This window comes from Bacillus sp. NSP9.1, from assembly GCF_000465465.2.
Taxonomy (GTDB): Bacteria; Bacillota; Bacilli; order Bacillales; family Bacillaceae; genus Bacillus; species Bacillus sonorensis_A.
The window spans coordinates 3,177,906-3,192,322 of record NZ_CP048273.1 but is presented as its reverse complement, the minus strand read 5'-3'; the positions used below and the strand labels follow the sequence as shown (position 1 = coordinate 3,192,322).

General features: G+C 42.3%; 13 protein-coding genes and 1 pseudogene. 4 read left to right on the top strand and 10 right to left on the bottom strand.

The window, feature by feature from the left end; genetic code table 11:
- Positions 1-61: 61 nt before the first annotated feature.
- Both M654_RS16685 and M654_RS16680 read right to left on the bottom strand, forming a co-directional pair.
- Positions 62-160 carry an ester cyclase gene (locus M654_RS16685; RefSeq protein ID WP_236251279.1) on the bottom strand — a complete coding sequence of 33 codons (99 nt, stop codon included), beginning with the start codon at positions 158-160 and terminating at the stop codon, positions 62-64.
- Positions 161-382: 222 nt separating this feature from the next.
- Positions 383-1,144 (bottom strand): MBL fold metallo-hydrolase, encoded by a 762-nt coding sequence (locus tag M654_RS16680; RefSeq protein WP_026588003.1) that lies wholly within the window; start codon positions 1,142-1,144, stop codon positions 383-385.
- 405 nt (positions 1,145-1,549) lie between these two features.
- Between M654_RS16680 and M654_RS16675 the strand changes: the two genes are divergently transcribed.
- From M654_RS16675 to M654_RS16665, 3 genes are all read left to right on the top strand, one after another.
- The gene (locus tag M654_RS16675; RefSeq protein WP_026588001.1) at positions 1,550-1,879 is read left to right on the top strand and encodes an ArsR/SmtB family transcription factor; all 330 of its coding nucleotides are present in this window, start codon (positions 1,550-1,552) and stop codon (positions 1,877-1,879) included.
- A gap of 126 nt (positions 1,880-2,005) precedes the next feature.
- Positions 2,006-4,417, top strand: coding sequence for a heavy metal translocating P-type ATPase (locus M654_RS16670; protein WP_236251144.1), 2,412 nt, complete (start codon positions 2,006-2,008; stop codon positions 4,415-4,417).
- 221 nt (positions 4,418-4,638) lie between these two features.
- Positions 4,639-6,414: an acid phosphatase gene (locus M654_RS16665; protein ID WP_035428213.1), complete on the top strand. Its 1,776-nt coding sequence runs from the start codon at positions 4,639-4,641 to the stop codon at positions 6,412-6,414.
- A gap of 132 nt (positions 6,415-6,546) precedes the next feature.
- On the opposite strand, the gene M654_RS16660 is transcribed toward M654_RS16665, so the two are convergent.
- The 4 genes and pseudogenes from M654_RS16660 to M654_RS16645 form a co-directional block, all read right to left on the bottom strand.
- Complete coding sequence (locus M654_RS16660; protein WP_026587999.1) at positions 6,547-7,344, bottom strand: thermonuclease family protein; 798 nt, start codon at positions 7,342-7,344, stop codon at positions 6,547-6,549.
- A 263-nt stretch (positions 7,345-7,607) separates the two neighbouring features.
- Positions 7,608-8,402, bottom strand: coding sequence for an SDR family NAD(P)-dependent oxidoreductase (locus M654_RS16655; RefSeq protein ID WP_026587998.1), 795 nt, complete (start codon positions 8,400-8,402; stop codon positions 7,608-7,610).
- A gap of 50 nt (positions 8,403-8,452) precedes the next feature.
- Complete coding sequence (locus tag M654_RS16650) at positions 8,453-9,466, bottom strand: AraC family transcriptional regulator (protein ID WP_026587997.1); 1,014 nt, start codon at positions 9,464-9,466, stop codon at positions 8,453-8,455.
- A 376-nt stretch (positions 9,467-9,842) separates the two neighbouring features.
- Positions 9,843-10,086, bottom strand: a pseudogene (locus tag M654_RS16645) (GntT/GntP/DsdX family permease); the annotation flags it as partial.
- A 378-nt stretch (positions 10,087-10,464) separates the two neighbouring features.
- Here M654_RS16645 and M654_RS16640 point away from each other — a divergent pair.
- The gene (locus M654_RS16640) at positions 10,465-10,854 is read left to right on the top strand and encodes a tautomerase family protein (RefSeq protein ID WP_026587996.1); all 390 of its coding nucleotides are present in this window, start codon (positions 10,465-10,467) and stop codon (positions 10,852-10,854) included.
- A gap of 268 nt (positions 10,855-11,122) precedes the next feature.
- Here M654_RS16640 and M654_RS16635 read toward each other — a convergent pair whose 3' ends face one another.
- From M654_RS16635 to sufU, 4 genes are all read right to left on the bottom strand, one after another.
- Positions 11,123-11,947: a metal ABC transporter permease gene (locus M654_RS16635; RefSeq protein ID WP_026587995.1), complete on the bottom strand. Its 825-nt coding sequence runs from the start codon at positions 11,945-11,947 to the stop codon at positions 11,123-11,125.
- Entirely contained in the window at positions 11,893-12,600 is a 708-nt protein-coding gene (locus tag M654_RS16630; RefSeq protein ID WP_026587994.1) for a metal ABC transporter ATP-binding protein, read from the bottom strand. The genes M654_RS16635 and M654_RS16630 overlap by 55 nt, the downstream gene beginning before the upstream one ends.
- A 42-nt stretch (positions 12,601-12,642) precedes the next feature.
- The gene (locus M654_RS16625; RefSeq protein ID WP_026587993.1) at positions 12,643-13,596 is read right to left on the bottom strand and encodes a metal ABC transporter substrate-binding protein; all 954 of its coding nucleotides are present in this window, start codon (positions 13,594-13,596) and stop codon (positions 12,643-12,645) included.
- A gap of 314 nt (positions 13,597-13,910) precedes the next feature.
- Entirely contained in the window at positions 13,911-14,351 is a 441-nt protein-coding gene (sufU, locus tag M654_RS16620) for a Fe-S cluster assembly sulfur transfer protein SufU (protein ID WP_152520980.1), read from the bottom strand.
- Positions 14,352-14,417 lie beyond the last annotated feature (66 nt).

Here is a 14,417-nt window from a genome sequence, read left to right as displayed (position 1 = left end):
GCTGGACAAGAATATCATGTACATCCACATGGCAATACGTAACAACATCATAAGAGAGAATTTAACATTTCCTCGTCGCAGGAACTCCGGCAAATGGGGCACCTGTGTGCTTACCTTCAAAAATAAAATAAACGGCTACAAGATCACCTTCAGCTGTCATCGCTTTAATCGGCATTTTGAAACTTGGGAAAGCAAACCCTCTACACCTGGAAACAGTGTATCTAATTGCGGATAGAATACAAAGTCTTTATGGCAAAAGTCTTTTAAGTCATCGTACTTTTCCTGTTCAATTGTTGCAAAGTATCGACGGATTCATTCTTTATTGTTTTCAACTGACATCTGAACACTCCTCTCCTTAACTACAAGACACTCACGCTTCAATTTAAAATGAATAGGATTCCCCATCATCAGGCACTAAAACATGAGAAGCGATTCCTTTTTCATGAATAAAGGATTTTAATTCTTCTTTTGATAATCCCCAATGGTTCACAGCTTCCATGTGGCTCACGATCATTTTCGCATGCGGGGCAGCCTTATGCGTTTTATAGATATCTTCTTTACCCATGATGAGAGAACCGCCCTCGTAGAATTGATTATCACCGCCATTTACGACAATAATTTCTGGTTGATGTGTATCAATCTCTTCTTGAATCCCCTCATACCATACGGTATCTCCAGCTACATATAATGTTTTCTCGCTTTGGTGTTTGAAGACGACGCCGCATACAAGGCCTGCCATTTTTAACATGTCTCCTCTTCCGTGTTCGCCTTTCGTTTTGATTAATTGAATACCTTCAAATACTGTATCTTTTGTTAACACTTCGACATTTTTGAATCCGGCATTTCGTATTTCAGCTGCATCTTCTTCATTTTGGGAGAACAACTTGATATCTTTTGGCAATACCTCTTTAGCAGCCTCATCCCAATGATCATAATGTAGATGGGTAACAATAACAACATCAATATCTTTAATCATATTGTCGACAGATGTTGGTAATTCAACTAAAGGATTGTTTTGATTCTGTCTTGGCGCATTCGGGAATGGAGGATAAGCACCTTTCTCGGCTAACATTGGATCTATTAAGAACTTTTTGCCTGCATATTCGACAACAAGTGTAGCGTTACGAATTTGTTGAATGTTCACGTGTAAAACTCCTTTTCTTTAAGATATGTATAGTATAAATACAGCCTTTTAATAAATACATGGAACAAATCAAGTCTTTCTGCGGTTTGACTTGATTTTTGAAAGTATGTATTTGCATGAAGATAAAAGAACAATCAAGCTTGAGTTTTATTGTGAATGTGCTGAACTGCACTTTTTTAAAATTCATCCGGTTTTCAAAAGGAAAAGCTTAATTTTGCAGCGGGTTTTGCAGCTTCAGCAGGAGGGGATCAAGGATCAATGGCGCCGCATATATAGAAAAAGAGTCGCTAAACTTCTATTGTAACGGCCATTTTCTTCTTCTTTTGATTGACACACATATTAGACAGCGCTAATATGATAGCAACAAACATATTAGGTGTGGCTAATATGTGAGGGGGAGAATAGATGGAACATAACAAAATAGATACAAAAGTGAAATTAATTCACGGCTTTTCAAATAAAACAAGACTGCAAATTCTTGAATGTATCAAAGACAAAGAAAAAACAGTCTCTCAGATTGTAGAAGAGATCAACGGCAATCAATCAAATATTTCACAACACCTTGCCTGCCTAAAAGGTTGTGGAATTATTGTCGGCAGAAATGAGGGGAAATACTGCTATTACAGTTTACGCAATCAACATATAAGAGACTTGCTGGCGATGTTCGATATTGTTTTAGGTGATGTTCAGCATGATGTTGCGTGTTGTGACAGGCATATCGATCAGGGGGAATGAAAATGGCTGACAAATGTTGCAGTACAAATCACAACAGCGAAAAAACTGGAAAAATGATGTCAAGTTGTTGTTCCGCGAACAAAGCTGGATTTATTCATTCTTCTTCGGTGTCTGATGGCATTCCGGGTGAAGTTAATTGCTGCAGTCACTCTCAATCCAACAAGAATACACAAGAAGACGGCAGCTGTTGCAGCCCAGCGGTTACAGAACTGCAGTTCAAAAGAAACGGTACGGAAAGAATATAGCGTTCACGGTATGGATTGTCCCGCTTGTGCAAAAACGATCGAAAAAAGTTTAATGGCCTTAAGTGATATCGTTGAGGTCAAGGTTAACTACGGTACAGCAAAAATGCTTGTGACTGCAGATCGCGCAGATGCTTTGCTTCCGATTGAGAATGAAATAAACAGACTCGGATATGCTATAGAATCTTTCAATCAACATAAAAATATTAAAATATACAATATTGAAGGTATGGATTGTGGAAGTTGTGCCAAAAGCATTGAAAATCACTTTCACACTCATCCGTCTGTTCAACATGTCAGTGTGAATTTCTCCGCCGGAAAAATGAAAATTGCGCATTCCGGCCGTGTTGAAGAAATCATTTCTGAAGCAGCTAAAATCGGTTATAAAGCTTCATTACATTCGAGAAGCCAACCAATACAAGTGAAAAAGGGCAATAAGGAAAGCGGCTTGATCATCATGTCCGGTTTATTCATTGCCTTTGGTTTTATCGGATCCTTGACAGGTGTTTCAGCATTGGTGTCTGCCTTGCTTTATGCAGCTGCAATGGTGATCAGTGGGTATAAGCCGGTTAAAAGTGCTTTTTATGCAATCAAAAGTCGATCCCTTGATATGAATGTACTGATGTCTGCTGCGGCAATCGGAGCCGCTCTTATAGGGGAATGGGTTGAAGGTGCTACTGTGATTTGGCTATTTGCCATCGGCAACTTTCTGCAAACCAAATCAATTGATCGTACAAGGAGTTCGATACGGGATCTAATGGATCTGGCCCCTCCTGAAGCTTGGGTTAAAGGGAATGCTGAGATCATGAAGAGGCCTGTCGAAGAAATATCCATAGGGGAGACGATCATCGTCAAGCCGGGCGATAAGATTCCTTTAGATGGTGAAATCATACAAGGAGAATCAAGCGTCAATCAGGCTCCGATCACAGGAGAATCCATTCCTGTCGATAAGGTACGTGGTGACAAAGTATACGCAGGGACGATCAATGAAAATGGATCACTGGAGATCAAAGTGACAAAGCTGGTTGAAGATACAACCATATCAAAAATCATTCACTTAGTTGAAGAAGCTCAGGAGCAAAAAGCGCCGACTGAAGCATTTGTTGATCGGTTTGCAAGTATTTATACACCGGTTGTCTTCCTTTTAGCTTTAGCGGTCATGGTTCTGCCTCCGGTTGTTGGATTCGGCGCCTGGGGAGAATGGTTTTATAAAGGGCTCGAACTAATCGTTGTCGCTTGTCCGTGCGCTTTAGTCATTTCAACTCCAGTTGCCATTGTATCTGCCATCGGCAATGCGGCGAAAAACGGAGTCTTAATCAAAGGTGGAACGTTCTTAGAGGTCGCAGGCTCTATTCATGCGATTGCATTTGATAAAACAGGTACTTTAACCGAAGGTAAGCCTAAAGTGACAGAAATAAAAGCATTGAATGTCCCGGAGGAAGAATTGCTTTCAACAGCTGTAACGCTGGAAACCTACTCAACACACCCTATTGCGAAAGCGATTGTCGATTACGCGAATGAAAAAGGAATAAAGGCTAAGAATGCCGGATTATTCAAAAACATAGTCGGAAAAGGCGTTCAGGCGACAATTGATGGCACTCTTTTTTATGCGGGAAATCCTAAACTGTTCAGTGAAAAGAATATATCATTAGAGAATGTGAAGGAACATGTTCAAGAGATGCAGAGCAATGGAAAAACGGTTGTTTTGATAGGGACGGAAACGCAATTGATTGGGCTTGTCGCCGTTTCTGATCCTATTCGTGAAACCACTGCTTCTGCTTTAAAAGCATTAAAAGACAGCGGAGTAGCGCAAACGGTCATGTTGACTGGAGATCACAAAGGAACTGCAAAAATGGTGGCTGCAGAAGCGAAGGTCGATCGTTATTTTGCTGAATTATTACCGGAGGATAAAGTTGATATCGTCAAGACATTGCAAAAGGAAGGGTATCAAACAGCCATGGTTGGAGATGGCATTAATGACGTTCCCGCGTTGGCAACGGCTGATTTAGGGATAGCCATGGGGGGAGCAGGAACCGACACAGCGATGGAGACAGCAGATATTGTTTTAATGGCGGATCATCTCGATCAACTTCCTCACACCCTAACATTAAGCCGGAAATCCTTAGCCATTATCAAACAAAATATATGGTTTTCGATCATCATTAAAATCACTGCGCTAGCCTTGATCTTTCCCGGCTGGCTTACCCTCTGGATGGCCGTATTAAGTGATACAGGCGCAGCCTTGATCGTCATTTTAAACGCATTAAGGCTGTTAAAATTTAAAGGGCAGATGTAAAGTAAAGGCACGCGAACCACTGCGAAAATGGAATTCATAAAAGGGGGCGGAATTTTTTCCGGCCTCTTTTTAGCTTTTCTCCAGCCCGTAAATCCCAAAATATAAACAAAACATTAATAAAACAACACGATTTGATTAACAAATTTACGATACGATCATTTATAACTTGATCGTTGGGAAACGCTTTTGGAGATTAAGAGTAAGGGAGATATGATGTGAGAATGAAACGACTAAGGATGAGAAAGCTATTGGCCGCTGTATTTTCTTTGGCGCTTCTTCAAAGTTCCCTGAGTGTAAGCCATGCGGGCGCGGCAACCAAAATGGGAACAGCAGCTCCGACCCCTTCAGGACATTTCATAGATCATTACAAAAACAATAACGCTGCTAATATGACAGTGAATTCCAATCCGGTGATCGGGATGCTTTCCGGATTTAATCAGCTTTGGGTTCCCGGACATACGTGGGATAGCGGTATCAAGCTGAACAGCGGCGTGTTGGATGCCAATATTCAAAAAGTCGTTGATATTGCTGAAAGCCGGACCCCGCTTGAGGAAAATGCTGCATATTTTGATGATCGCAGGCAGCAGAGCTACAGTGTGATTGATGGTCTTGGTTCACTTACTGACGTATATCGAACGAAAGCGGGAGCGACGACAACGATCAACAGCATCCCGGCCGACGCCTCGATGATAAAATATCATGATGAAGGAACCAATTCAGGCAGCACGGGTTCGAGTCTTGGTCACGTCGTGAGCTTGGTCAACACTTTACGCGGCAACTATTCTTCAACGAATCCGGCTAAAGGCTATTTCAATTATCCTCGCCCGTTTCGCTGGAAAGACAATTCCATCATTGTTCCAACCCTTGTTCCCGCTATCAATCCTGATCCAAACAAAGATGGAGGTTTTCCGAGCGGACATACAAATGCCGCATATCTCAGCGCTTTTGCCATGGCCTATGCAATACCGGAGCGCTATCAGGAGCTGCTTACCAGGGCTTCGGAGCTCGGCCATAACCGTATTGTCGCCGGTATGCATTCCCCGCTCGATGTCATGGGAGGACGGGTCATGGCAACCGCATTGGCAGCTGCTATCCTATCTGATCCAGCCAATGAAAGCTTGAAGAAGGCTGCTTATGATGAAGCTCACAGCAAGCTGTTAACCGAAACAGGTACAGCCCAAGATAGATTCAACGATTATAGTGTCAATAAAAAACAATATACGCAGCGACTAACATATGGATTTGGTCAAATCAAGCGGACGACGAAACCGGTGGTGGTTCCTAAGGGCGCTGAAGTCCTGCTGGAAACACGCTTCCCATACTTTGATAAAAAGCAGCGCCGTTTGGTTTTAGCGACTACCGGACTTCCTTCCGGATATCCTGTTCTTGATGATGCTGAAGGGTGGGGGCGGCTTAATCTCTTTTCCGCAGCCGATGGATATGGGGCACTTCCTAAAGACGTTACCGTGACCATGGATTCTGCAAAAGGCGGCTTCTATGCATGGGATCGCTGGCGCAACGATATCTCCGGCTCCGGAAAGCTGACCAAAAAAGGGACAGGCACTTTAAAGCTGGAGGGGAACAATACCTATTCCGGCGGTACAAGGATTGACCAGGGAACACTTGAAGGCGGCTCGGAAACAGCCTTTGGAAGAGGTGATGTGTCAAACAACGGAGGCACTCTGAAGGAAGATGTGTCAGGAAAACTGATCATCGGGGGAGACTACAAACAATCTGCCAAAGGTGTACTTGAGCTCAATCTTAGCGGTAAAGAAGATATCCTTAAAATCAAAGGCAAGGCAAAAATGAAAGGGACATTGCGCCTCCATTTTTCGAACAATTATGTACCGGCCGATGGAGCTGCGATCATCACCTTTAATAAAGGTCATGGATCATTTTCTTCAATCGAGACGAAGGGTTTGCCGAGTAAGTACAATGTGAAGGTGATCTATAAATCCAACAGTATCAAACTGAAAATCGAGTCTAAGTCGATTTGAGTCCTGCCGGCTTAAATGGTGATCAGAAAAGCGCCGGCCCTATAAGTTCAATCATATACCTCACAAGCTGGCGCTTATCGCCCCAGCTTGTTTTGAATGTGTTGAAGCCTAAAAAGCCCGTGGTCGAGTTATCTATCGTTCACAAGCATAATTGTCATGATCGCGATCCATTTTTGATTGATAAGCGGGGTGAGAGCTTGGCACACCATTCGGGTATTTCTTTCTCAATTCGGTACAATTTGCAAAAACTTCAGTACTTCCTGTTGCCGGAGCGGAGTCAGAAGCGCTTTTTTCACTTGGCGAATTGGCCGGTTTTTGAGGAGTGCTCTGTTTTGGATTTGTTTTTTGTACCGTTTTTGCTTTGGCGGAAACGCACCCATTAAAACCCTTATCGGTTACATAGCCGGATTTGCTCCAAATCGCAAGTTGTTTGCTTTGCGCGCTTTTTTCAACTTCTTTATATTGCTCCACGTATTTTGTATTTGGAGGATATATGTAAGCCACCCTGGCAAGGCCCTCTTTTAACAGCTTTTCTTGGACGGATTGACCGTCGACATAAACATAGGCCAGCAGTCTATCATATTTATCAGTGCGGTCACCTTTATCAAATTCCAATTCGAGTTTTCCGCTGCTAACCAATTCTTTATTTCTCTCAGAAGCGTCTTTTCCGTAGGGCTGGACACATGAATTTGGTTTTTTTGTTTCCGGAGTATCAACCAGTAAATAGCGGACTGTTTCTTCTTTTCCTTTGTACTTGACTTTGATTGTATCTCCATCAACAGCTTTCGTCAGTGTTACAGGAACACGATCCGCGTTTTCAGCCGTCACATCGGCGGTTTCTTCGGTTTTATGAGAAGCGGTACTTGAGTTGCAAGCTGTCAATGAAAAACTGAAAGTCAATGCAGCTATAGCCAGTAAACATTTTTTCAAAAAGAATTCCCCCTATCGTTTAAAAAACATCTATAATCATCCTCCAAAAACATGTCATTTTCAAGAGGATTTACAAAAAATATTGCTGTTTTTAATGTGAAAAAAGCCCTCATAAGAGAGCGCAGGAAAGATGCAGTATGTTTTGTTAAACGATAGGATGCTCCAACATCAAAACCGCCGTTTCATCCATCACCGAAAAGTCAAATCGCTAAACCGTTGAATTTCACCCTTGATCACGGTTAATTTCTCTAACTATGAAAATATTAAAAAATAGTCGGTACCATCCCTCCGTCCATACGGATTGGCGAACCTTTAAAGGCGGATGCATAAGGGCTGCATACAAATGTTGTGAGTCTGCCGATTTCAATTGGCTTGATAAAACGCTGTATTTCAGATTGAGGCAAGTTTGCTGCCATAAAGTCTTTCTCTTTTTCTGAAAACGTCATCTCTTCATCAAGGTACATACCCTCAATGATTTGCTGCACATTTTCAGAAAGTGTTGGTCCCGGCATGATCGTATTGACAGTCACTTCTGTTCCTTTTGTTAATTTCGATAGACTTTTTGACAAAGATAACAGCATTGATTTTGTCATACAGTACTGAGGCATTTGTCCTGAAGGCATAATGGCTTCTTCGCTCGCAATAAAGATAATCCGGCCATCATTATTGTTCAGCATTTTAGGTAAATAAAATTTAGATAAACCATTTGCAGCAAGAACATTGGTGCGGATGTATGTTTCCCATACTTCATCATCCACGTCCTCATATTGCATTATTTCATAGATCCCCATATTGTTAACTAAAATATCAACATTGGGATATTTTTCAAATAAAGCTTCTCTTTGTCCGATATCGACAATGTCGGCTGCAGCATTTTGCGGAGAGGTGGCCGGAAAAGCGGATTTGATTTCCTTTACAGTTCGTTCCGCCTCTTCAGCGCTTCGGCCGTTGATGAGTACATTCACGCCTTCCTTGGCAAGTTCGATGGCAATGGCTTTACCGATGCCTTTCGTTGATCCAGTAACTAAAGCTGTTTTATTGCTTAATCCCATATCCATTATCGAGTTCTCCTTTTATCGTGTTGAAAAATTTACGTTTAAGACAATGTTCATTTATCCGAGTTTGCACCTAAGTGTTCAGTACGCCAATTTGCAGGAGTCTCACCTTCCCAAAGGCGAAAGGCGCGGTAGAACGAGTTTTGGTCTTCATAGCCAATCAGGAAGGCCACTTCTTTAATATCAAGCAAGGGGTCTGCCAAGTACTCTCGAGCCTGCTCGTGACGGACATGTGTCAACAGCTGTTTGAAGCTTGTGCCTTCGTCTGTAAGCCGACGCTGCAAGGTACGATCGCTCATCCCCAATTCGCTCGCGACAGTCTGAATATCGGGCCGCCCGCTCGTTAGGCTGCGTTTCAATATCCACTTGACCATTCCGGTGATTGAGAGGCTTGCTTGCTGCTGATTCAACGATTGGTCCAGCACAGGGGTCAGAACCTCCAGCAACTCAGCGTTGTACGAGATAAAGGGGCGGTCCAGATCTTCTCGATGCAATGTCAACCGGTTACAATTTGTACCGATCTGAATACGGCAGCCGAAGTAAGCTTCAAGTGTTTGCACATTGCCCATTGGCTGCGAAAATTCGACGAACCTCGCCTGCAAATGTTGACCAGTCCCCCGGAGGCCCAGCTCCAGAAGAAATGCCAGCGTAATACCCACCAGCATCGGAGGAACCGATTGTTCGGTATTCAGCGATTCCAGTTCGATTGTACAGTGCTCACCTTTCTCAGTGATGTGTAACCTTTCCGGGGGGCACAGTTGTTTGTAGCGGGCCATTCGCTTGAGCGCGTCGCGATAGTCACGGGCATGGTAAGTCGCTAAGACGGTCGGTGGGAAATGTGCTGTTTCAAAGGCGGTTGTAAGCTTGATGATTCCTTCGGCAATGTCATCAATGAGATCGGAATAAGCCTGCCAAATCGCGAAATATTGGGCGGTGGTGACAACCGGTTCAGCTATAATGGTGAGCGGCAGTCGTGCTTTTCGGACCACATCGTGGGGGGCAATCCCTAATTGACGTAATCCTGCCCAAAATCCCGCCGGCATTTTTATACGAGTATGGGACGTCATACAGATCGGCCTCCTAAGTTTTCGTTTTAGAATTCCGCCTTGTTGCCGGGACAGTTATGACTTTACCTACCCAATGGCGCTTTGTAACTAGCAAATGGCGCCATTTTACTTGCCGATTACGTCGAAATTTGTAACGGCTGCAACAAGCCGGCTGCTATCGATGCAGCCGATGCTTCATTTTATCATTAACCTCTCATATGAAGTGATATTCAAAATTGTTAAGACAGTATTCGTTCCTTTTATCTTGGAAGATCGTTTCATTTGAACAGCAACTTTACGATGGTTGTAGATAGGGGAGGGCCTGAAAAGGGACAGAGGAGCATAGCTTTTTTGTTATGGTTCAGCCATAGGAGGCGCGGAGCGGAAGATGAATCAAACCGCCGCCTGCGTCTGACACAAGCCTCCCTAACATCGCACCCGGCCCGAAAACGAGAGCTAAGTGACCAAGCTGACCGCCGATTCCGGCTTCAATAGAAAGAACGATTTTGTCAAGAGCCATCCCAAGCCCGATTGCCACTATATAATGAAACGACCAAAAGCGAGATAAAGGTATTTAATTTTACTTTGATGATGAGAAACAGCAGAATAAGAATGCCAATGGCCACAATGAAAATCGACATCACATAACCTCCGGGAGATTGTGTGTCTTTTAACAGAGCCAAACAATGACCATCAAACCAGAATACAAAAAGGCACTTTCTGAAATATGGATCAATCACTTTATGATTATTTTATTGTTATGTTTTGGTTAACTGTTATTTCCATACTAATCTTGTCACAATGTATCATCAACACTTTTTTGCGTTCAGAATGGACGTTTTCTATCCTGTGTCAGACAAAACAACAAATGATTAATTGTTGATTATGTTTTGGTTATGTGATATGTTGTTATCAAGTTAGCAGAAATCATTTTGGATATAACCGTTGTGTACAAATCGAAATAATACCCTTTTATTTGTCTAACAAGCTTTGAAACCATGAAGGAGGAAATCAACAAGATGCCATTATTACGTTTCGATTTAATAGAGGGCCGCGATGAAAAAGCATTAAAAACATTGTTGGATGCCGCACACGATGCGATGGTGGAAGCTTTTAACGTTCCTGAGAGAGACCGCTATCAAATTGTCCATCAGCATCCGGCAAATGAGCTCATTATTCAAGATACAGGTTTGGGATTAAATAGATCCAAGGATTTGGTTGTGATCAGTATCACCAGTAAAACGAGAACGAAGAGTCAAAAAGAGAAATTGTACCCCTTACTGGCTGAAAAACTTGAAGCAGAATGCGGAATTTCCCCTGAAGATGTAATGGTTTCCATTACCGAAAACGGAGATGCCGATTGGAGTTTCGGCCTCGGCGAAGCGCAGTTTTTGACTGGGAAGCTGTAAGGTCTCGAAAGGGATGATTGAGGAAATTTGAAAGAGACACATTTACCTTGGCGTAACTTATTTCACAAAAAGTATCATTAGCTGTCTGGAATGCTACGGTTAGAAGCCGGGGGAATGGAGCTGACTACTCGCCCCGTCAGGCAGTTATGTTTAAATGATTCCCTTACTTAAAGCGACACCAATTAAAAAGGGGGCCTGGGATTATATCATCCCAGGCCTCTTCATTGATTTTTCCTTTTTGTGCCCGATTCAACCTCTTTAAAAAATCTTAAAGTCGTGTTCTTTTGACCAGAAAAGCGGCCTTCTGTATCATAAATCCCGCTATTAAAAATACGACTAGCAATAAAGTGATGGTTGCTCCCGGAGGTGTACCCCACTTATAAGAAGAGGTAAGACCAGAGAGAATACTAAAAAGAGCAATGATGATAGAAACCGAAAAAACAGCTGTAAAGCCTTTGAACAGCCGAATGGCAAATGCCGCTGGAAGCACTAATAATGCCGACACAAGCAAAACGCCGATTGTTGGTATAATCACAGCGACTGTCATTCCAACTAGAATGCTGAATGAAAGAGAAAGCAGCCGAACATTTACTCCGCTTGTTTCGGCTGTATCCTCATCAAAAGTCATTAAATAAAGCTGTCTTTTAAACATAAAGAAATATAATAAGACAAGCAGCGTAATTCCGCCCATAATGTAAAGCTGTTCAGTGCTGATCGTTACAATAGAGCCAAATAAGTATTGCTCAATATTCGTTGTCATACCGCCCTCTGTAACACTTAATAAAAAGAGGGCAAAAGAAAGACCAGCAGCCATTAAAATGGCAATGGAGACCTCGGAATACGTACGGTAAGCCCTCCTCATATATTCAATGCCTACGGCTCCAACCGTTACAACTAAAAAACTTGATAACGTGATATTCGTATGGACAAAGAAACCGATGGCGACGCCGGCTAGTGAAATATGAGATAGAGTATCGGCCATTAGAGCCTGTCGTCTGAGGACGAGAAAGACCCCGAGTAATGGAGCGATGATCGCGATTAAGCATCCTGCGTAGAAGGCTCTTTGCATGAATTCCAAATGAAACATTTCCATCTGCTGTTCTCACCTCTCTCTAATCGAATATTCTTTGTTAAATATGGCTCCGCTTCGTCTTGGTCATGGGTGATCATGATAACGGTTTGTTGGTGTTGCTGCACTTGCCGGTCCATCATTTGATAAAAGGACCGGCGGCTTTCAACATCCATACCTGTTGTAGGTTCATCCAGGACAAGTATGTCAGGTTCTGAAGCCAAAATCCTTGCTATACAAACTTTTTGTTTTTGTCCCCCAGATAAATGGCCAATCTTGCGATCACGAAATTCCCACATTCCGACCATCTTTAGTGATTCTTCTATTTTTTTATGATCTTGTTCCTTTAATTTGTTAAACCAGCTTCCTTTCTTGTACCGCCCTGAGCGTACAAGCTCAAGTACAGTACTCGGAAACCCTGCATTAAAAGATGCGATCTGCTGTGGCAAGTATCCGATTTTCAAACGTTCTCCGCTAGAATTGGTTGTGCTGATATCCACACGTCCATGCCAGGGCTTTAACAAACGAAGCATAAGGCGGAGAAGCGTGGATTTTGAGGCTCCGTTAGGTCCCGTAATCCCGACAAATTCTCCGCTATTAATGGTGAATGTGATATCTTCCAATAGAGGTGTATGCTCATATCCGTATATCACATTGTGTAATGAAATAAGTTCCAATATCAATCTTACCTTTCCATCAAAAACATGTTGCGTGTCTCATCATTGAGATAATGACGATTCTAACTGTTTTAAATTATTTTTCATTAAATCAATATAATCCAGCCCTTGTTTTTGCTCCTCTTTACTTAGTCCTTCTAACGTATGGAGCACTTCTGTTTTAGCTCCAATTTCATCTGCTAATGTTTTCGCAACTTTCGGAGAAGCGAGTTCTTCAAAGAAAATGGTTTGAATATGGTGTTTCTGGGCAAACTTCTTTAATTCTGCGAGCTTAGCTGCACTTGGCTCCTGTTCAGGGGAAAGGCCTGCGATAGGCACTTGCGTTAATCCATATTGTTTCGCTAAATATCCGAACGCTGCATGCTGTGTAATGAGCTCTTTGTTTGGAACATCTTTTAATGTTGACTCATATTGTTGATCGAGATCCTCTAATTTCTGCAAAAACGCATCGCGATTCTTTTCATAGTAAGCTTTATTGTCCGGGTCTGCTTTTTCAAGCGCTTTTGTAATGTTTTTTACTTCCTGCTGGGCAAGGACAGGACTTAACCATACATGGGGATCATATGTATGCTCATGCCCGGATTCTTCATGTTCTTCTTCCTCTTCTCCAGTTCCTTTCATCAGTTCAATGCCTTTGCTTGCTTTTACAAAAGTCGGTCCATTTTTTCCTACACTTTTTTCGATAGAGGGTTCCCATGTTTCCATATAAGGACTGTTATAAATCAGGACATCCGCTTCCCCGATCTTTTGAACATCTTTTGGAGAGGGGTCCCATTCATGGGGTTCAACAGTAGATGGAATTAAAAGATCAACATCTGCTTTTTCTCCGGCAACTTGCTTTGTAAACTCATACATTGGGTAAAATGTTGTGATGACCTGTAATTTTTGATCATCTGATGAGGAACCGCTTGCTTGTTTTTCCTCATTTCCCGAACATCCAGCAAATAGTGAAAGACATGTCGCCGCAATCAAAGCTGCTGTCGTATATTTTTTCATGTTTATTCCTTCTTTCTTGAAAAGTATTGATTCGTTCATTTCGTGTGATTGATCATTCAAATCAACAAAAACACTTAACTTCATGAACTAATTCCCTATTAAATCATAATCATTACGATTTGTGAAGTGTTTTTTATTTTTAGGTGCGAGATCGTCAGTATTACGACCTTTTATGCATAGATCGAATGTCAGCAGGTCGGAACAAGCCACAGACTTCCTGACAGGGAAGGAGGGAGCTGGCAGTCGTTTGCAGGCTCATTTATCGTGAGGCTGCATGAACCATGGGATACTTTTGCGAGCTTGGTCGTTTTTATTTATTGCGGTTTTCCCGTCAATTTTTTCATTTTTTCTAAGGCTTGCCAAGGCATTAAAGCACAATTATGGCGAGCTTTTAAAGGGTGAACGCCTATGAAGGAAACCGCATCTCCCAGTGTTTCCTCTTGTGGTTCTGTCCCATTGCGTATCATATCTTCCATGGATTTTTGCATGTCTTCGACTGCTGTCATTGTTTTGTCTTTTATAAGGTCAGTCATTATGGATGAAGACGCCATACTAATGCTGCATCCTTCCCCTATAAAGGAAGCGTCCTTTATCCTGTTATCCTCTATATCAATATACAGAGTGATGACGTCGCCGCAAGTGGGGTTTTTATAATGAACAAATAAAGCGTTGGGATGCTCGATTCTTCGAAAATTCCGCTTATATTTTGAGTGGTCCATGATAACGGCTCGATATAAATCTTCTAACATCATGATTGCTCCTTTCCTTTAACATTGAAATGATTGATGTGATTGTATATACTTTAAAATACAAATCGAAAT